The following is a 20,516-nucleotide window of genomic DNA, read 5'->3' on the forward strand; positions in this document are numbered from 1 at the left end:
CAGATCACGGGTTCACCGCTAGGCTGGGAACCTGTGGACCCCGTATACAGAACAGTCATCGGCATCGCCCGTACCGTCTTCGCGTTCGAAGGCCTGAAGTTCTCGGTTCAGGGTGATCGGAATATCCCCGCAACCGGTGGTGCGGTGATCGCGATCAACCACACCGGGTACATGGACTTCACCTACGCGGGTCTGCCGGCGCGCACCCCGAAGCGGTACATCCGGTTCATGGCCAAGAAGGAAGTTTTCGACAACAAGATTTCCGGGCCCATCATGCGAGCCCTCAAGCACATCCCCGTCGATCGTGGTGCCGGCGCCGATTCCTACAAGGCGGCCGTCGACTTCCTCAAGCGCGGCGAACTGGTCGGTGTGTATCCGGAAGCCACGATCAGTCGGAGCTTCGAGATCAAGGAATTCAAGTCCGGCGCTGCCCGCATGGCCATCGAGGCCGGTGTTCCCATCATTCCCGTCGCGATCTGGGGTGCACAGCGCGTGTGGACCAAGGGCTACCCGAAGCGGTTGGGCCGCACCAATACTCCGATCTCCATTGCCGTCGGCGAGCCCATCCAGCCTTTCGAACCGGCCAGTGAGCTGACGGCCAAACTGCGCACGACGATGCAGGAACTGCTGCTCGAAGCTCAGAAGGGCTACCAGCATCCCGCAGGCGAGTACTGGGTACCCGCACGATTGGGTGGCAGTGCGCCCACCCTCGAACAGGCAGACAAGATGGATGCCGAAGAAGCCGAGGCCAAGGCAAAAGCACGCGAGGCCCGCAAGTCGGAAGGCTGAGCCCGTGACCGCCGAACCCGTATACACGGCAGTCGAGACCACCGCGCGTGTTCTCTGCCGTCTACAGGGTTTGGCGGTCACCCGAACCGGCACCGAGAACGTTCCGCGTGTCGGCGGAGCGGTGATCGCGATCAACCACACGAGCTACCTGGACTTCATCCAAGCGGCCCTTGCCGTGCGCGAGTCGAAGCGGAAGCTTCGGGTGATGGCCAAAACAGAATTGGCGAACAACAAGGTTCTCGCGTTCCTCATGCGCGGATGTGGCGTCATCGAAGTGGATCGCTCGGCGGGTGCTGAAGCCTTTCAAGTCGGCGTCGACGCACTGGGTCGTGGTGAATTGGTGGGCGTGTATCCCGAGGCGACAATCAGCCGGAGCTTCGAGATCAAGGAATTCAAGTCCGGTGCTGCCCGGATGTCCATCGAAGCGAATGTGCCAATCATTCCCGTGATCGTATGGGGTGCGCAGCGGTTGGTGACAAAAGGCGGACCGAAGAATTTGGGCCGCAACCATTTTCCGATCTCCGTTGAAGTTGGGGCGCCCATTGATCCGGTAGAGCCGGCGGATGCGCTCACTGAGATTCTGCGGATCGAGATGGACGCCATCTTGCATCACGTTCAGGATGGGTTTGCTCATGATCCTGGTGGGTACTGGGGTGCCGCGTCGGCTCGGGGGAGGGGCGCCTACTCCGGAGGAAGCTGCGGCCATGGATGTGGCGGAACGGGCGAAGCGAGGGCGTTGAGCGAACGCGCCACGGATCCGTTACGTCCGCATTTCGATCTCCATTCGGCGCCGCTACCCCGGACTAGGTCGACTTCAATTCGGTCATCAGGCGGAGGATGCCGAAGAACATATCGCCCATCGAATCGGTTGGGTCGTATATTTTCCCGTTGATCGACACTGCGCCGCCTTTGCCTCGCCAACCTCTTGACTGCCTCTTTTGGTGTCTGCGCAGGCGAGCAAGACGATCAAGTCCTGCCGCGCAGAGACGTCGTCGTCACCGGACCGTGTTGATCGCACTGTTGAGCCTTGGAGCGGCGTGATCGCCGACCCCTTCCTTGGCTAGGAATGCAACGTGAATCGACGAGTCCTGGGCGGCTGTACTCAGGCGCGCGTAAAGCCGGTCTTCATTGCACTCGGATTTTCGCCGTTCACGACGTCCTGCACACCGATCGTCCGCTAGAAACTATGCCATGCCGGATGAATCCAACGGACGCATAAACCGGACGAACGTGCGAGAATTTGCCCACGTCAATTTCACACAGAAGTGCGTTTGCGATCGTCCGGTATGACGATGGTCAAAACGCACACCCAAACCCGCAGAATTGCTCTCAGCTCGTTTCGGTTGCTGCCTGTCGATTTGATTGCATCTCCCAATGAACGACGTCGGATCGGTGAGACTGACACGATGACGCTCGAAGAAGAACGAGACAACCGATCGCCCACGACGTGGGTCCGGCTTGCCGATCTTGCAGGAGTGATCATGATGGAAGAATGAGGGGATGCGCCCGAACAGGTACCTCGACGATTATCTGCATGGGCTGGAGTTCCTGGGTGGGGTGTACCCCGATGATGCGGGGGCGATCGCCGAGCACGGCATCGTGGCCGCGCTCGATGATGATGATGCGTTCGTGTTCTTGTTTCGCTTGGTCGGTCCAGACGCCCCGGCATTCGCGGATGAACTGTGGCAGTTGATCAGTGGTTTTCTGAACAGTCGCCGCGTCGAGGAGTTGTTCGGAGGCTCTGAGGATGCCGGGTTGGCGGATCTCAACACAGTGAGAGGCCCGAGATACCTCCCGCCTCCTACTCGACTGAGGATCCCAAGGTGAGAGTGTCTGACGGCTATCACCGTGCCAAATAATTCAGGGAAGAACGTGCCAAATAATTCCGAGAGTCACACACTAACCGAGGAGAAACCGCGCGAATACTGCAGGCAGCAGCGTTCCAGAACTCACCGACAACCCATGTAATGAATCATCCGTTTTGGACACGGGTTTCGGAACATATCTTCGGCCAGCTCGCCGAAGATCGTTCCCTACGTTCGTTAAGGGGTCATTTATGAAACACGTGTTGGAGAGATCGAAAATCTGGACCGAATCGGCCGCCGAGGCTGTGGCTCTTGGAAAGTCTGTCACGGTTCAGTGAGTTCGTAGTCAGCTTCGAACTCGTATTGACTGCACTCCCAGGACCACTGGCGGCATTGTTTCGTGAATTCGAGTTGAGTTCGTGGATTGCGGAGGAACTGCACAAAAGTAGTGTCCGTAGCGCGGAGAACGAGCGCCAAAATGTATCTGTCCGGGGAGTCCCTCGCGAAGGAGTCTTCGTTGGGGGTCAATGAGAAAGGTTGGCCCGCGTAATTGATGGACTTTACTTCTACAAAATACTGTTTTGAGTCATACGTCGCCAGAAGGTCGTAGCCAAGATTCTGTCGACTATGGTCTTCGGCTTCGTATCCGAGGTCAGTGAGTAGCCCCAACACACAAAGTTCGGCAGAACGCCATGCAGAAGCATTTCGTGTCGTTGCGATTCGGCTTCCGCGAGCGATCGAAACATTGCGAAAGTGTTGAAGCGAATCGCCTAGTGGGTCGGAGGCCATCACATTCGGGGTTGCGTATTCAGGATTTCCAGATGTAACGAAATTATCTGCGGCAATACTGGTTCCAAGTGCCTTTGCCAGCCCTTCCTTCTCCATGTATCGGCCGACACGCCTCTGGATCGAGATAACGTCGGTTCCGCAGCTCTTGAGAGACTCTAAGAAGTGGGCCGAGATTGTCGAACCGGATGCCACTATTTCGATCAGCTCATGAGGCCCGTCGTCTGCGAACCAAACATTCGACGAAATCAGCTCCTCGACAGAAACGCCAATGGGGACGAGGCTCTTGATGACGTGACTGATCAATTCAGCACAGCCAGTGCTTGTCATCGATCCGCATGCCGCTGAGGCAAGTAGTTCCTGGGTTGACGCGGTCTTGACGCCGGCAAATTTCGCGATCTTGACGGCCGCCGATACATCGGCTGCGGATTGGGCGATCATTCTACGGCCTTCTGGGGCTATCGAGACTGCCGCAGCGTCGTTATCGTTGAGCCAGATGGGTGCGAGGTGAAGTCGGCTCTGGAGTGGGCGAAGGCGTTCCGAGACATTGTTCAGGAGTTCTGATCGAAAACTGCGTTTCTGAAATTTTAGTGCGACGTCATCTACGTTCGGAGAAAGGCAAGCGAGCATTTCGGAGCTTGCATCGTCGGGAGACTCCATAGTCGAAAGGATTCGTTCACTAATCACCGCTGCGATCGAGTCGATCTGAATTGCAGTGTGATCGTCGAGGGTTATTCGAGTCCGCGACGGGTCGGTGCTGAAATCGCCATTTACTCGAATGCCGAATCCCGACTGTTCTAGCGTTGGAAGGTATGCATGTGCAATGGATTCATCTGCACGTAGGGGAACGACGCGCTCGCCATCCATTGAGAATGCGATGGCGATGTCTCGGCGTCGCTCAACCTTCCACTTCTCAGATCTGGTTGGTGCGAATATGTTGAGAATCGCCGATTCGGCAGTTAAGAGTTGACGGTGACACTGAAAGCGAACCTCAGACGAATCTTGAAGCTCAACTGAGGCGACATGATTCAAGAATAGTAGATAGTCGGAGTCGAATCGCGCGAATTCCTCTGCTACTTGATCCTGATTGAGACCTTCCATGATGAATACGGTCGGGAAACCTTTTTCAATCATCCGATTCGCGGCAGTCAGTTGGGCTGAGTTGGCGTCGATCGTGAGCGGATGTGGGATTCGGATCAGGGGTACCGGCGCTGGCTCTCCAATTAGATTCTGGGTCAGGTCCCGGGAGAATGTTGCTTGTAGTTGATTGCTGATCAGGTGAACTCGATCGGCAATCCCAACCACCGACTTGAATCCTATGCCACGATATCCAATGCCTTGTCCTCGTGACTTACTGGATGAGGCGCTTCTGCACAACGAACGAAAGTCGTTGAGGTTAAAGGGTCTTCCTGAATTGGCGCAGATGACCCAATCGTCGCCCCTGGCAAAGGCAACACGGTCAGCACCGGCGTCGTCGGAATTCTGGAGTATTTCGATGAAGGCTCGGGTCGAATACGACTCGGCCACATATCGTTCCAGGCCAGCCATATCCGATAGAAGTTGTGGAGAATTTCTCGCCTCAGTGAGAAGTTCCTGACGCACAGTGCTGAGTATGCTCACGAACGCTGCTTCCTCTACGAATTCGTTGGGTAAACACGAATCTTTGATGGAGGACCGTCGCAATCCAGGCTTTCGCTACAGGATTCAAACCCGATGAAACTGCTCTCGCTGATCCGAGTGTAGTCTGTAGCCACTAGCTGACCATTTTGGTTGTAGGCAGATATGACGACCTTTAAGGAACTATCGATCTGTCCGGATGGGGCGATGACATCAAAGTTAACGCGTACTCCGCTTGAGTAGCTAGTCTTCGTGTAGACGGCATACATGGCTTCGAGGGAAACCCCTAGACGTTCCTCAAGTGCATCCATGCGTTCGATGCGGTCAGTTACTTCGATGATGATGTCTTTTGCCATTTCCACTCTCGTTGGTCAAGTTTGGTTGGATGCGACATTTAGGGACTCGTGCGGGTCTCAGTGATGTGCGCGCCTGCCGATGCAGACCGCGTGATCGTATCGCGAGTAAGCGAAATATGACCGACTGGTATGTCAGGTTCTCAGAAGAGGGACTTACTGTCGCTTCCGCTTTCGACGGTCATCTGAAACCCAATTCAGGCTTCTCGGCAGAAGGCCGTGAGACGTCCGAGTATCGAAGACGAAGTGGGCAAGAAGGAAGAGACCCCGATACCGGCAAGAACGCCGACGACCGCACCATCACCATCAGCTACAACGCGAAAGTCCATAACCGGCTTCATCGCAACCGAGACCTACGGGTGACCTATCGCACGCAGGCGCCGGGAGCATCGCGCCAGCGAAGTCGACAACCGGACGCGCAGCGGGGGAAGATCTCAGCCTGCGGGCCGACCGCCAGGATTACCGCAGGCACCCGATAGTCTGTGTGCTGTTCTGAGGACAGGAAGGGAGGCCTTGCACCACGTGACTGACGAAGCGCAATCGCGCTATGCATTGTCGTTCACCAGTGGTGGCCTACTCGCCCGCGAGGGTGAGTCCGTCGCAGCGATATACCTCGAGTCTCGCGACTGGAGGGCGACCCGTGTCCGAGTTGTCGACGGCAACTTGTTGCAGGCCCGCACTACCTCATCACTCATCAGGGTCACCCGCGAGACCGTTCAGCGACTCGCGGCGCTCGGCGATGACGAGATCGAACTGCTTGTCGAGGGAAGCCCTACGGAGCAGCACCACCTGATGTGGGCTGCGGCCTGTCGCCGTTACGCGCTGATCGGCGACTTTGCCGAAGAGGTGCTGCGCGAGCGTTTCCTTCTGATGACGCCGACGCTCGACGCCGAGGTCTTCAACCGGTTCATCACCGGTAAGAGCCTGTGGCACCCCGAGCTCGACGGACTGAAGTCGTCGACGAGACAGAAGCTTCGCCAGACGTTGTTCCGGATGCTCCGCGAGGCAGGTCTGCATACCGCCGCCGGCCACATCATCCCCGCCGTGATCTCCGGGCGCGTCATCGAGGTGCTGGACCGCCGCACGCCCAGCGACCTCCGATTCTTTCCGATGATCACACCATTCACATCCTCAGGCAACCAGGTGCAGCGATGAGAACAACCCAACGAAACCTCACCCACGAAGAGAAGCACGTATATGACGTGTTGCGTAGCGACCGGTTCTTGAGGATGGAGGGCCTCTCCAAGGAAGTTCCCTTCTTTATCTATCACTTTCCGCCTGCCTGGGCCCTCGACGTCGACGGTATGCGCGACCGAGTCACCACGAAGCTCCAGAGCGATGACGGCATCAGCGTGATCGAGATCAACCTGTATGACCTTTCCGTCGAACTCCTCAACGAACGAGGCGTCTGGGACAGAGTTCTCCAAGCGGAGTCGACGATGGACAAGGCGGACTTCCGCGAGTTGCTTCAGGGCATGCTCGACCCGCACGATCACCTCGCTCCGGCGATCCGAGCTCGGCTCGACACTGAGCCGGGAACTGAACCGAACGCAACCGTGGTCTTCCTCACCGGGATCGGTGAGGTGTTTCCGTTTATCCGTACACACACGGTGCTGGAGAACTTGCAGAGCGTGGTCGTGGGTCGCCCGATGTTGGCGTGGTTCCCGGGCACGTACGAGTTCACCCGGTCGACCGGCCACCAGCTCCGCGCATTGAACCTTGGCGCGAGCGACAGCTATTACCGGGCCAAGGACATCCTCGAGCAGGAGACATAAGCATGACCGTGATCAACGAGATCTTCGCCAAGCCGATCGACCGCTCGATTGAGGGCGTCATCAAGGCTGACGACACCTCCCAACTCGCTACTGAGGTGGAGGAGTATGTCCTCACCAACGAGGCCGCCAAGGGCGTCGAGCAGGTACTGGAGGCGTACACGAACTACACGAACGCGAACGGCGTGTGGATCTCCGGTTTCTTCGGCTCCGGTAAGTCGCACCTGTTGAAGATGCTGGCCCACCTGCTCGGCGACATCGAAGGCCACGACTACCCGCGCACCGAGGTCTGCACCCAATTTCGGACAAAGGCTGACGACGCGTTCCTGCCGCCGTTGATCGACAAGGCCGAACGAATCGACGCGAAGAGCCTGCTGTTCAACATCGACCAGAAGGCCACCCTGATCTCGAAGGACCAGAACGACGCCCTACTGAAGGTGTTCGTGAAGATATTCGACGAGTCCCGCGGCTACTACGGCAACCAAGGACACATCGCCCGCTTTGAACGCGACCTCGACTTCCGTGACCAGTACGTGGCCTTCCAGGAAGCCTTCGAACAGATTGCGGGAATCCCCTGGTCACAGGGACGCGAGCAAACGGCCCTTGAAGCAGGCAACATTGACAAGGCCTTTGCCGAGGTCAATGGCTCCGAGAGCCCCGGCATCATCCGCCAGTACAGCGCGAACTACTCGGTCTCGATCGAAGATTTTGCCGGCGAGGTTGCCGCCTGGCTTGGCCAACAGCCTGACGGCTACCGGTTGAATTTCTTCGTCGACGAGGTCGGCCAGTTCATCGGCACCCACACCCAACTCATGCTCAACCTCCAGACCATCGCCGAATCGCTTGCCACCAAGTGTCAGGGGCGGTCGTGGATCTTCGTGACTTCCCAGGAAGACATGGAGAAGGTCGGCGGCGACCGCACCAAACAGCAGGCCAGCGACTTCTCCAAGATCCAGGCGCGCTTCAAGAACCGGCTCAAACTCACCAGCCAGGACGTCGAGGAGGTCATCCGCAAGCGTCTCCTGGCCAAGGCCGATGGTGCGAGCGCCGAGGTCGAGGCGATCTACGACGCGGAGCATGCGAACTTCAAGACCCTGTTCGACTTCGTCGAGGGCCGCCATTATCCGAACTACCGCGACGAGCGGCACTTCGTCGGCACCTACCCGTTTGTGGGCTACCAGTTCCCGCTTTTCCAGGCCGCGATCGAGTCGATCAGCGACCACAATATCTTTGAAGGCCGCAACAGCTCGGTCGGTGAGCGTTCCATGCTCGGCGTCGTTCAGGAAGTCGCCACCGGCCTCGCTGACCAGCCGCTCGGCACCCTCGCATCCTTCGACCAGATGTTCGAGGGCATCCGGGCATCGCTGAAGGCCGCGAATCAGCGCGCGATCTTGGGCGCCGAGAACGCCTGCGACGGCGGCAAGCTCAGCCAGCTTGCGGTGCGGTTGCTCAAAGCGCTGTTCTTGGTGAAGTACGTCGACAGCTTCAAGGCCACGCCCCGCAACCTCACTGTGCTGGTCTACGACCGCTTCGGTACCGATCTGACCCAGCTCGGCAAAGATGTCATCGAGGCGCTAAACACACTGGAGGCGCAGACCTACATTCAGCGCAATGGCGACCTGTACGACTATCTGACCAACGAAGAGCAGAAGATCGAGCAGGAAATCAAGGACGTCGACATCGACAGCTCCGAGGCCTCCGCGAAACTCAACAAGCTGCTCGCCGAGTCGGTCGTCAAGGCCACGAAGGTCACTGCCAAGAACGGCCAGAACTTCTCGTTCGGCTACAAGCTCGACGGGGTCTCGTACGGCAAGCAGCACGAGCTGTCGCTGCACTTTATCAGCCCCGAGACCGATTTCAGTCTGGAGCAAATCAAGATGCAGAGCGCGGGGCTCGACGAACTCCGAGTCGCACTCCCGGCAGAAGCGAACCGAATCCTCGCCGACCTGCGCCTGCTCCTGAAGACGGAGAAGTACGTCAAGCGCGCTCAGGGGTCCAGTCGCACCGCGAGCGAGACCAGGATCCTCAGCGAGAAGGGCACCCAGAATGCTGAGCGGGAAAAGGAAATTGTCGAACGTCTGCGGACAGCGGTCGGGGCAGCGACCCTGATCCACAACGCCGGGGTCCTCGACGTGACCTCGACGGATGCGCAGACTCGCATCAACGACGGCTTCGGCAAGGTCATCTCCGCCACCTACACCAACCTCGGCATGCTCGGCGGTAAGACCTTCAGCGAGCAGAGCCTAAGCGGACTGGTGAGCCCGGCCGAGGGCATGTTCGAGGACACCCACAGCATCCTCGATGTCCCCGCAGGCGACCTGCTCGGTCATCTGGAGATGCGCGGAAAGCGGCACGAGATGGTCACGATGAAGCAACTCATCGAGCGTTACACCACCAAGCCGTACGGCTGGGACCAATGGTCCATCGCCGCCATGGTGGCCTATCTCGCAGGACAGACGAAGATCGAGATCCAGGTCGACGGCAAGACAATCGCCCGGACGGAGATCACCGGGGCGCTGCGCAACACCCAGCGCTACCCAAAACTGATCGTCGCCCCGCAGCGCGTCTACGAACAAAAGATCGTGAACCTGTTCCGCAAGTTCATCATCGACTTCACCGACGACGGCTCCGTCACGAAAGATGTAGCCGAACTCGGCCGCGTCGGCAAAGAACGTCTCGAAGCGAAACTCGCCGAGCTGAAGGCACTGCGTGCGGGCGCCGCCACCTACCCGTTCATCGACCAGCTCGACGAACCGATCGGGCTGCTCGCGGAGCTGAGCAGCAATCCGGTGGCCTGGTTCGTCGAGCATTTCGACGGTGCCGACGACCTGCTCGATGCTAAGGACAACCTGATCGATCCGATCAAGTCGTTCCTCAACGGAAATCAGCGAAGCATCTACGACGGAGCCCGCTCGTTCATGCAGGCGAACAGTACCAACATCGCCTACTTGGAAGCCGGAGTCGCCGACGGGATCGAGACCGCGCTAGAAGATGCCCAGCTATTTCGCGGCAATAGAACCACAAAGCTCGGGAGCGCAGTTACGACCTTGCGGGAGCAGCTCGGGGCTGTGATCACCGCAGAACGCGTCGCTGCGACGGCCAAGATCGACGACTACTGGAAGCAGGTTCCGGTAAGCGCCGCGTACGCGGACGCGACGGAGGCGGCTCGCCAGTCGGTGACTCGCAAGGCCGAGCAGATATTGGCACGCGTCCAGCAGGAGATGCAGATCCCTGCGATCCGTCACCTTGCTGCGCAGTTTGACGACACGATCTATCCCGCGATTCTCGACGAGCTTGAGGCTGGAAAGGCTGCACCAGTCCCAGAGCAGGAGGTTCCGGGAGACGACGAGTCGAAGGCTCCGAGGGTCTCGACACCTCCTGCAAGACAGAGCATTTCGATCAGGAAACTCTCTTTGCCGGGAGCGGGTGGGGTGCTCGAAACCGAGGCGCAGGTCGACGCCTATCTTGATCAACTTCGCGAGACTTTGCTCGCGACGATCAACGACAACAAACGCATCACTCTGTAGTGCCCAGGCCCTTGAGGGCACGAGTTTAAGGACGCAGCATGTATACCAAGCCGTTGGAGAGTTTCGCGAAGGCCGCCAGGCGCGAACTGATTGTCGCCGTCGAGGCACGGGTTTCAACGGTGCTCGCCGCCGGATCTGTCGCGCGCAGCGAGCGGGCCGAGACGGTACGCCTTCTCGAGTCGGAGATCGCTTGCCACGGTCGTGAGCACCTGATCGACAGGGTCGCCTACACCTGGTTCAACCGTCTCATCGCGCTGCGCTTCATGGACGCCCGCGGCTACACCGACGCCGGGATTGTCTCACCGGCATCGGGCCAGGCCCACGGCCAACCGGAGATCCTGGCCGACGCGAAACGCGGTGACATTAGCACTGAGGTCGTCACCAATGCCGGCACTCACGCGGCGATCATCGGTCTGCTGGACGGTACCCGCCGCAGCACCGACGCCGAGGGCGAGGCCTATGCTCTGCTGCTCACCGAGTACTGCCGGTATTGGCACAAGACGATGCCATTCATGTTCGATGCCGAGGGTGCTTACACCGAGTTGCTTGTGCCCGCAGGCTTGCTCGCCGATGGGGCGCTCCTGTCCCGGGCCCGCGAAGTGCTCACCGAGGACGTCTGTAACGACGTCGAGGTGATCGGCTGGCTCTACCAGTTCTACATCTCCGAGCGGAAAGACGAGGTTTTCGCCGGGTTCAAGAAAAACAAGAAGGCCGGCGCCGACGAGATCCCCGCAGCAACCCAGCTCTTCACTCCGCACTGGATCGTCCGCTACCTCCTGGAGAACTCGCTCGGACGACTCTGGATGCTCAACCGGCCGACCTCGCGACTGGTCGACCAAATGGACTACTACATCGCGCCGATCGAGGAGGAGACCGATTTCCTGAGGGTTTCGGGGCCTGAAGAGTTGACGGTGATCGACCCGGCGTGTGGGTCGGGTCATATGCTTACTTATGCCTTCGACCTGCTGTACTCGATCTACGAGGAGGAGGGGTATGCGCCGTCGGAGATTCCGAGTCTGATCCTAGCCCACAATCTTCATGGCACCGAGATCGATCCGCGTGCCGGGGCGCTTGCGTCGTTCGCTCTCACAATGAAGGCGCGGGCGCGGGATCGCCGTTTTCTCACTCGTTCGGGGGTCGAACCGAAGGTCTGCGTGATCGAGCCGATCTCATTCTCGCCAGATGAGTTGGACTTGCTGGTTACGAAGAGTGGCAACCGCGGTCCCGAAGAAGCGTTCTGGAATCAGTTCCGCGATGCAGCCATCCTAGGCTCGCTAATCCAGCCGGACGCAGATGCGACCAAGCAGGCTGCAGCAGTCTTGGACGGGCTACAGGATCTGGACGAGACGCTCTATTACGACACGCTGAACCGTGTACGCAATGCTGTTGCGCAGGCGGATGCGCTGAGCCGGAGGTATTCGGTGGTCACAGCGAATCCTCCGTACATGGGTAGTAAAAACATGGATACGCGGCTCGCCGAGTTCGCCAAGGACGCCTTCCCCGATGGAAAGCAAGATCTCTACGGATGCTTCGTGTTGCGCTCGATTGCCTTTGCGGTTCCCGGAGGATTTGTCGCGAAGATCATCGGGGATACGTGGATGTCCATCGTCAGTTTTAAGAACTTTCGGGAAGATATCCTTTCTGGACATTCATTCGACAGCTTTGTGCACCTGCGAGATATCTCTAACCACCCGGACATATTCGGAGCCAATGCTGCGTTTGTCCTCTCGATGACAAACGCTCCGGGGAAGCGGGTGCCCTTTGTTCGGCTGACCCCGTTGAACGAGAATGAAAAGAGAATTCGTCTCGTTGAAGCCATTCGCAATCCCGCCTGCGAGTGGCGGTACACAGCCTCCTCTGAGGACCTTGCCAAGGTGCCGGGTACACCCGTTGCTTACTGGCTCTCCGACGTCATGCGCGCAGCCTTCAACATTGGGCAGCCGCTCAGCACAATCACCGCGCCTCGGCAGGGCTTATCGACCGCAGACAACGACCGATTCTTGCGGACTTGGTGGGAGGTGGACTTGCATCGCACATTGCTACGATGTGAGACCAGAGAAGAATCCGAAGCCTCATCCGCTCGGTGGTTTCCTCATAACAAGGGAGGCAGTTTCCGAAAGTGGTGGGGAAATCAAGAACACCTTGTAAACTGGGAGGGTGGTGGTCGTGAACTTGAATCAATGAAGCCAAAGTCGGTGATCCGTAACTCTTCTACTTACTTTCGACCATCGGTCTCATGGTCAAGAATTAGCTCCGGAGATCCCGCTTTCCGTGTCTATCCGAATGGGTTCACTTATAACGATGTCGGGCCGTCAGTCTTCTTTGGAGATGCCGGTTTTAGGTACGCATTCGCCTCGCTGGCCAATTCAAGCGTTGCCCACGCCCTCTTGCAGGCAGTCGCTCCTACGCTTCATTTTGATGGAGGACAGATCGCGCAGTTGCCAATATGTGACGCTGGGATGCACGAGCGTGCCAGGCTCGCAGAAGAGAACGTGGCCGTTTCCCGTGCAGACTGGGATGACTTCGAGACTTCCTGGGACTTCAAGAACCCGTCGTGGCTGAGATCAGAACTAGCTGGGAAGTCTCTTGCAGAGTGGTACGCCGCGTGGTCGATCGCACAGGCGAAGGTCGCGCTTGAACAACAAGCCCGTGAAATGGAAAACAACCGCGTCGTAGCTGAGGCGTATGGCTTGCTGAATGAGGTTCCGATTGATGTACCGCTGCATCGGGTCTCGCTGACTCGCAATGTCGAATTCCTGTATGGGCCGGGCAGGACGGCTGCCGAGTACGAAGTGTTGGAGCGAGCGGATCTTGCCGCAGAGTTGATCTCGTATGCGGTTGGCTGCATGTTCGGTCGCTACAGCCTCGATGCGCCGGCGTTGATTCTGGCTCATCAAGGTGCAACGCTTCGGGACTACTTCGCTAAGGTTTTGACAGGTTCAACCAACGGAGTAACGGGCTCAACCAGCGACATCACGTTCATGCCGGACGCCGACAATGTGATTCCGTTCGTCGACGATGGCTGGTTCGAGGATGACATCGTCGAACAATTCAGGCAATTTCTGAAAGCTGCGTTTGCCGCAGAACACTTCGAGGAGAACCTGCGGTTTATAGAGGAGTCGCTGGGCGTAAAGACACTGCGCGACTACTTCGTCACTAAGTCGGGGAGGTCGAAGTTCTATGACGACCATGTGAAGCGCTACAAGAAGCGCCCGATTTACTGGATGTTCTCCAGTCCCAAGGGCTCGTTCAACGCGCTGATCTACTTGCACCGCTACACGCCGTCGACGGTCTCGACCGTGCTCAACGAGTACTTGCGCGAGTACGAGAACAAACTGCAGAAGGCATTTGAGCGTGCCGAGGCTGCGGCCGCTGGCGGCACATCGGTGAAGGACCAGAAGGAAGCCGACCGGCTGCGCAAGGTACTTGCCGAACTGCGTGACTACGAGCATGACGTGCTCTATCCGCTCGCCACCCAGCAGGTCGAGATCGATCTCGATGACGGCGTCAAAGTGAACTACCCGAAGTTCTACCCGGCGGTGAAGAAGATTGTTGGCTTGCAGTCCAGCGATGGGTAACGAGTCACGTGCGCGCTCGGACCGGCTCGTGACGACAAGGACGATGAATGAGTAAGACCCCCACGATCGCGGACCACCTTGCGGATCGCTTCGTCTCCAAGCGGATAGTCGTATGGCACGATCCCGACGGTGGCTACTCCGCCGGACTCGACGTGCTCGCGCCGAGCGACGTGACGGTGCTGCGCATCGCCGATAACGAATTCGCAGTCAAACATCGGGTACTGCGTAAAGAATCGACGACGAAGTTCTTGATCTACCGAGCCGGCAGCATCCCCGAAGGTTTCGGGAACTGGCTGCTCGACATCGAACTGGCTTACGGCCCGGTGTTCACCGCAGACCGTGGCGCGTTGATGAGGGCCGACCTCGGGCTCACAGCGCCGGGTTCCGACGAGTTGATTGTCAGTTATCAGGCGTTCTTCAACGATGCGAAGCTGGTAGCGAGGCTCAAACTGTTGCCATTGAACCGCGGCGACCTGACGGTGATGCAGGCACAAATGTGCGCCGTGCTTCTGAACCAGAAGGAACACAGCTTCTCAGAGCTGACCCGCACGCTGCTGATGCAGCACGCCGACGGCGATACCACCGGATTTGACGCGCTTGCCGCCTACCGCTTCACAGACTTCTACTGGGCCGGAGCCTCCGGCATCTACGGGTTCACCTCGCAGACGCCGACGATGGCTGGGTTCGTGCTGTGGATGTTTCAGCGCGCCGTCGACGGGTTCGGAGTCGTCGAGTCGAAGAAGGCACGAAACCTGTCGCTCGACTTCCGCGGTTTCCGTGACTCCAAACGCAGCAGTGCAGCGATGAAGTCACTGGCCCGGACCGTCGAGGGTAACCTCGACTACGCCGATCACGTCAGTGAGATCGGTTGGGAGACACTGAAGGACGCGGACATCTTCGATGCCAGTGAGCGTGAGGTGATCCGGCGTCTGGTGGAGGGTATCGGTGCGCAGACGATGTCGTATCGCGATATCGCCGATGCGATCAACGCCAGACGTCGCGACAGCTTCTGGTTTGACGACTACGCGACCGTGTACGAGGCGCTGAGCGCCGCAGCCGAACTGATTCCGGCGATCCGGAACGCCGTGTATAAAATCCGCGGCTTTGACGAGGGGCTGACACGGTATCGCGACGAGTGGTTCCGTATCGACCAGCGCTATCGCCAGTTCACCCATGCATATCTCACTGCTGAGTTCAAGCAGCCGATCGAGATTCTGGCCGATCTGGTCGAGAAGGCCTATGTCACCGATTTTCTCGCCCCGCTCGGAGTGGCCTGGCAGCAGCAAGTCGATGCGGTCGCGCAGTGGCGCACCATCAACATGACCTCGCAATCGTCGTTCTACGACCAGTACGTCGCCCCGACACTCAAAGGCCGGAAGAAGGTCGTCGTGATCGTCTCCGATGCACTCCGTTACGAGATTGCCGACGAGCTGAGTGCGAAGATCCGAGGAGAGAACAAGTTCTCCGCTTCCATCGACGCCATGCTCGGCGTCCTGCCGTCGTACACACAACTCGGGATGGCGGCACTACTCCCGCACACCACGCTGGCGCATTCCTCAGACGGCGATCCGGTGCTGGTCGACGGGCAGAAGTCCGACGGCACCGCGAACCGCAGCAAGATCCTCAGCGCAGTCGGTGGGGCGGCGATCCAGGCGAAGGACTTCATTGAGATGAAGCCAGCCGAACGTCGCGACCTGTACTCGTCGAATCAGGTTCTGTACGTCTACCACGACACGATCGACGCGACCGGGGACAAACCCGTCTCCGAACACCGAACCTTCACGGCGGCAGCGGACGCGGTCCGTGAGCTGATCGACATCGTCAAAAAGCTTGCGAGCGCGAACGCGACGAACATCATCATCACCGCCGATCACGGGTTCCTCTATCAGCGCTCCAAACTGGCCGAGCAGTTCAATCTCACGGTGAAACCGCAGGGTGAGCAGATCGTAAAATCAACGCGCCGCTACGTGCTGGGGCGAGGTTTGAAGAAGGACGCGGCGTTCACGACGTTCAAGCCCGACCAAGTGGGACTGTCGAGCGCCCTGGAAGTGCAGATCCCGAATTCGATCCAGCGGATCGTGCAGCCCGGAGCCGGATTCCAGTTTGTGCACGGTGGCGCCTCGCTGCAGGAGGTCGTGGTGCCGGTGATCCAGATCAACAAGAGGCGCAGCGACACAGTCGAGCCGGTGAACGTCGACATCCACCCCGAGTCGGATCGGATCACGACCGGGCAGATCGTGGTCAAGTTGTACCAATCGGCCAAGGTGGAGCCGCACAAACCCGCGCGGCGGCTGCGTGCTGGCCTCTACTTCGGAGACACACTGATATCAAACGAGCAGGAGATGGCCTTCGACTCGAGCAGTGATGCTGGTCGCGATCGATTCCAAAGCGTGACACTGCTTCTCAGTAGGGACGCAGACGAGGCCAACAACCATAGCGTCGAATTCCGACTCTCGGAGCCGATCGAGGGTACCGATCAGTGGAAGAAATACAAGAGCGCGCCATACACGATCAAACGTGCCTTCGCCAGTGACGACGGATGGGATTTCTGATGAGTGACCACATCGACCTGACCGAGGCGGCCCTCATCGAGCAGACTCCCGAGGAGGGGCCTGCTGGTGCCGTGCCCGAGCTGACGGCGTTGGACCGCAAGATCAACGCGCATTTCCCGGGTGCTGTCGTGCGCAAGGACCTCGTCAAGGCGGTCAAAGGCAACGCGATCGTGCCGTCTTACGTACTGGAGTACTTGCTCGGGCAGTTCGCCGCGTCCGACGACGAGGCGACGATCCAGGAGGGCATCGAGAAGGTGCGCCGGATCCTTGCCGAGCACTATGTTCACCGCAACGAGTCGGAGCTGGTGAAGTCGAAGATTCGCGAGAAGGGTCGCTTCCGGATCATTGACCGGGTCAGCGTGACGTTGAACGAGAAGGACGACGTCTATCAGGCGTCGTTCGCGAACGTCGGCATCAGCGGGGTGCTCGTGGATTCGAGCACGGTGACCGCGAACCAGAAACTACTGGTGGGCGGCGTGTGGTGCCTGTGCGACATCGAGTACTTCCACAGTGACGACGCCCGTGTGGCGCCCTGGATTTTGGGTCGATTGCAGCCGATCCAGATGTCGAGTTTTGACTACGCCGGCTACCTCCAGGCCCGGGGCGAGTTCACCACCGATGAATGGATAGACCTTCTTATCCAGTCAATCGGCTTCAACCCCGAGCTGTTCGGGCGACGCGCGAAACTGCTTCAGTTGATCCGGCTGATCCCGTTCGTGGAGCGCAACTACAACCTCGTCGAACTGGGCCCGAAGGGCACCGGCAAATCGCACATCTACTCTGAGTTCTCGCCCCACGGCATGTTGATCTCCGGCGGTGAGATCACCGTGCCGAAACTGTTCGTGAACAACGCCAACGGGAAGATCGGTCTCGTCGGCTACTGGGACGTTGTCGCGTTCGATGAGTTCGCGGGCAAGAAGAAGCGGACCGACAAGGCGCTGGTCGACATCATGAAGAACTACATGGCGAACAAGTCCTTCTCCCGCGGTGTCGAGACGCTTGGGGCGGAGGCGTCGATGGTGTTCGTCGGCAACACCTCGCACACCGTTCCGTACATGCTCAAGCACTCAGATCTCTTCGACGAGCTCCCCGAGAGTTACCACGACTCGGCCTACCTCGACCGCTTGCACTTTTACATCCCTGGTTGGGAAATTGACACGATCCGCGGCGAGATGTTCTCCAGCGGTTACGGTTTTGTTGTCGACTACATTGCCGAAGTCCTCAAGTCGATGCGAAATCTCGACTACTCCGATCGTTACCAGCAGTACTACACACTCGGCTCGGACATCTCCACTCGCGACCGAGACGGCATCCACAAGACGTTCTCCGGACTGATGAAATTGCTCTACCCGCACGAGAAGGCCACCGCCCAGGAGATCGAAGAGATCTTGCGCTTCGCAATCGAGGGCCGCAAACGCGTCAAGGACCAGATCCTGCGCATGGACTCCACCATGGCAACGGTGAAGTTCGGGTACCAATCACTCGCGGGTGAGTGGACCGCTGTCACGACGCTGGAGGAAGACGAGTATCCCGGGCACTACTACCGCGATCGCCCAGACGCTGTCGAAGAGATCGAAGACCTTGTCGGTTCGGCCGTACCTGCGCCTGCTGCTGTCGGCTCGGAGAAGGCGGTCATCGCCGTCCCGGTAGTAAAGGAGGAGTTGTATCAAGGGCACCGGGATTTCGTCGAAAATCAACGCGGCGTCTCCTACGAGACCCTCCTTATGCCGTACTTGCGCGGCGCGTCCGAGATCGAGTTGCACGACCCGTACATCCGGATGAACCACCAAGGGCGGAATCTCGTCGAGTTACTGGCCTTGATCGCCTCGGCCAAAGACCCCGCCGACGAGGTGACATTCAAACTCTTCACCCTGCTCGAAACCGACCCTGAGTATCAGAAGAGGCAGTTGCAGATGATCGGTCAGATCATTCAGGGGGCTGCCCAACAGGGCATCAAGCTTGATGTGGCTAAGGACCCTGGCGGTCATGATCGCTGGATCCGTACGGACAACGGATGGCGAATCAACCTCGGCCGGGGCCTCGACATCTTTCAGAAGCAAGAAGGCGGTTGGTTCGACTTCGGCAGTACGCGACAGGAGTTTCGCCAGGCTCGGGCATTTGGCGTGACGTATCTCCGGGAGTGAGATGACGGCGGGTGTCGACGGACGTGAACCCACCGACGTCGCCCGTGACTGAATGTTCGAGAGGGGCCTCGTTACCGTGTGTCGGAGTCAACGGTCTCCGCGGTTTGATGACCACGACCGGCCCCTCGCCGTGTTGAAAATCGATCGGTATTCGGCATCTGGTCGGCCGCGGCGATTGTGCAGGTCAAGTTTGTCGAGAACCCGTGTCAACAATCAATGTCGAAATCGTTCCCGGCGCCGGGGTTTTCGACGCTATGAGTGCGATCAGGACCCTGGTCGCTGAGACTGTCGAGTGCTTATCCTTTGGCAAGCAGGCGCGCAGCGGTGCCGCGGCAGCCATGGACAGACAAGATCGTCGAGGTGGTCATCCTCCACCCGAATTTTCGGGTGCCATGGTGCTTTGCTTGAACCTCACCACAGCGCAGGTTGCACGGGGGATTCATCGGATAGGTTTCGGCACTTAGGTTTCCGTGACCGAGGGCGGCCTCCTTGTGCGCGTTCGATAACGTCCTCGGGGATGCCCATCTGTCGGGTTAGCTCGATGTCAGTGTGCGGGGTGATGTGAGCGGCAGCAGCAAGAGCAATTCTGACGAGCAAGTGTTGACGGGCGCGGGCACGTCCCGCATCAGAATCGCGGTCATTCCATTCGGTAAGCCATTGTGGGGAGCCCGCTTTTGGTGCGAATTCCGGTCGGCTGGATACACGTTCGAGGAGAACATCGAGGGAATCGAGCAGCAACTCGCCTGCATCCTCGATGAGGCGGTCTTCGACACCGTCCACACGCGTTTCCCCAGGATAGACAACAACATCGAATCCGTCAGGAATTGAAGCTCGGTGTCTTGACCAAACATGCGCGCAACGGAGTGTTTCGCAAAACCTTCTGCAGCATCAGAACGGTGCTCAACTTGGAGCATTGTCGACCAGATATCAGGGGTTCAATCGGTCACGTATGGCAGTATGAAAATTCCTCGTGGGATGAGAGATTCTTCCGGAGTGAAGGATGCCCCCCGATTTGGTACAGGTCGGGGGGCATCACCCTATCGGGCAGACAGTCGCACAACTTACTCTGTGCCGCACCGGAGGACGATCGGAGTCGACGAACCCACTACCCAACATGCCTCGAACGCAATCGACTGTATCCAGTCGACGAATCGGCCGATTTGCAATGTGACTCTCGGAATTATTTGGCAGGTTCTTCACGGAATTGTTTGGCACGGAGTGCTTGGATATACAGGGTCGGCTGGAGATGTGACGGATCGACTGACGGGCAGGCTCAGAGTGGCGGAAGTCTTTCATGGTCCCGCTCCGCGCGGGCCAACTCGATATTCACATACAGCGCCGAACGCTTCAGACCTGTATTCCGGCAAAGCTTTTCGATCTTGACTGACCGGTCTCGTACGTTGCAACAGTGTCAGTTTTAGAAGACCACTGCACGATCGGGCGGAAGTAACTGTGACTCAGTCACGTAGTCGAATAAAACTCTGATCTGAACTGCCCAAGGAGACAGCCACTGCTAATCGGTAGTTCGGCCTAGAGGGGCTCGCCGCAGCTCCCGCAGGTTTCCTCGCCATTTTCGTATATGGCCCCGCAGCA

Annotated in this window: 11 protein-coding genes and 1 pseudogene; 10 read left to right on the forward strand and 2 right to left on the reverse strand. The window is 58.5% G+C overall.

Translation table 11 applies throughout. From position 1 onward, the window contains the following. The first annotated feature begins 33 nt into the window (after positions 1-33). The 3 genes and pseudogenes from C7T36_RS14645 (at position 34) to C7T36_RS14660 (ending at position 2,616) form a co-directional block, all read left to right on the forward strand. Positions 34-789 (forward strand): 1-acyl-sn-glycerol-3-phosphate acyltransferase, encoded by a 756-nt coding sequence (locus tag C7T36_RS14645; RefSeq protein ID WP_045066842.1) that lies wholly within the window; start codon positions 34-36, stop codon positions 787-789. A 4-nt stretch (positions 790-793) separates the two neighbouring features. Then, positions 794-1,529: pseudogene (locus C7T36_RS14650) on the forward strand (lysophospholipid acyltransferase family protein). 760 nt (positions 1,530-2,289) lie between these two features. Further along, positions 2,290-2,616 (forward strand): hypothetical protein, encoded by a 327-nt coding sequence (locus tag C7T36_RS14660; protein WP_045066298.1) that lies wholly within the window; start codon positions 2,290-2,292, stop codon positions 2,614-2,616. A gap of 302 nt (positions 2,617-2,918) precedes the next feature. Here C7T36_RS14660 and C7T36_RS14665 read toward each other — a convergent pair whose 3' ends face one another. After that, a complete protein-coding gene (locus tag C7T36_RS14665) occupies positions 2,919-5,000 on the reverse strand; it encodes a DUF3883 domain-containing protein (protein WP_146153439.1) in 2,082 nt (693 codons plus the stop codon). 14 nt (positions 5,001-5,014) lie between these two features. Next, positions 5,015-5,353, reverse strand: coding sequence for a hypothetical protein (locus tag C7T36_RS14670; protein ID WP_045066302.1), 339 nt, complete (start codon positions 5,351-5,353; stop codon positions 5,015-5,017). 519 nt (positions 5,354-5,872) lie between these two features. Here C7T36_RS14670 and C7T36_RS14675 point away from each other — a divergent pair. The 7 genes from C7T36_RS14675 to C7T36_RS14710 all read left to right on the forward strand — a co-directional run bounded on the left by C7T36_RS14675 (position 5,873) and on the right by C7T36_RS14710 (position 19,751). Then, on the forward strand, positions 5,873-6,505 hold the full coding sequence (locus C7T36_RS14675; protein ID WP_045066305.1) for a DUF1819 family protein: 633 nt from the start codon (positions 5,873-5,875) through the stop codon (positions 6,503-6,505). After that, positions 6,502-7,125, forward strand: a complete 624-nt coding sequence (locus C7T36_RS14680) for a DUF1788 domain-containing protein (RefSeq protein ID WP_045066306.1) — start codon at positions 6,502-6,504, stop codon at positions 7,123-7,125. The genes C7T36_RS14675 and C7T36_RS14680 overlap by 4 nt, the downstream gene beginning before the upstream one ends. Positions 7,126-7,127: 2 nt before the next feature. After that, positions 7,128-10,649 (forward strand): BREX system P-loop protein BrxC, encoded by a 3,522-nt coding sequence (brxC, locus tag C7T36_RS14685; RefSeq protein ID WP_045066308.1) that lies wholly within the window; start codon positions 7,128-7,130, stop codon positions 10,647-10,649. Between the two features lie 38 nt (positions 10,650-10,687). After that, positions 10,688-14,227 (forward strand): BREX-1 system adenine-specific DNA-methyltransferase PglX, encoded by a 3,540-nt coding sequence (gene pglX, locus C7T36_RS14690; RefSeq protein ID WP_045066310.1) that lies wholly within the window; start codon positions 10,688-10,690, stop codon positions 14,225-14,227. A gap of 47 nt (positions 14,228-14,274) precedes the next feature. After that, a complete protein-coding gene (gene pglZ, locus C7T36_RS14695) occupies positions 14,275-16,779 on the forward strand; it encodes a BREX-1 system phosphatase PglZ type A (RefSeq protein ID WP_045066312.1) in 2,505 nt (834 codons plus the stop codon). Next, a complete protein-coding gene (brxL, locus tag C7T36_RS14700; protein ID WP_084702701.1) occupies positions 16,779-18,923 on the forward strand; it encodes a BREX system Lon protease-like protein BrxL in 2,145 nt (714 codons plus the stop codon). The genes pglZ and brxL overlap by 1 nt, the downstream gene beginning before the upstream one ends. A 561-nt stretch (positions 18,924-19,484) precedes the next feature. Continuing rightward, positions 19,485-19,751 carry a hypothetical protein gene (locus C7T36_RS14710; protein ID WP_106939727.1) on the forward strand — a complete coding sequence of 89 codons (267 nt, stop codon included), beginning with the start codon at positions 19,485-19,487 and terminating at the stop codon, positions 19,749-19,751. Positions 19,752-20,516: the final 765 nt, after the last annotated feature.

Source organism: Rhodococcus sp. AD45-ID, assembly GCF_003023755.1.
GTDB lineage: Bacteria > Actinomycetota > Actinomycetes > Mycobacteriales > Mycobacteriaceae > Rhodococcus_F > Rhodococcus_F globerula.

Coding starts and splice junctions, on each gene's coding strand:
- brxL (WP_084702701.1), top strand. CDS start 16,779: ATGAGTGACCACATCGACCTGACCGAGGCGGCCCTCATCGAGCAGACT.
- brxC (WP_045066308.1), top strand. CDS start 7,128: ATGACCGTGATCAACGAGATCTTCGCCAAGCCGATCGACCGCTCGATT.
- pglZ (WP_045066312.1), top strand. CDS start 14,275: ATGAGTAAGACCCCCACGATCGCGGACCACCTTGCGGATCGCTTCGTC.
- C7T36_RS14670 (WP_045066302.1), bottom strand. CDS start 5,353: ATGGCAAAAGACATCATCATCGAAGTAACTGACCGCATCGAACGCATG.
- C7T36_RS14660 (WP_045066298.1), top strand. CDS start 2,290: ATGCGCCCGAACAGGTACCTCGACGATTATCTGCATGGGCTGGAGTTC.
- pglX (WP_045066310.1), top strand. CDS start 10,688: ATGTATACCAAGCCGTTGGAGAGTTTCGCGAAGGCCGCCAGGCGCGAA.
- C7T36_RS14680 (WP_045066306.1), top strand. CDS start 6,502: ATGAGAACAACCCAACGAAACCTCACCCACGAAGAGAAGCACGTATAT.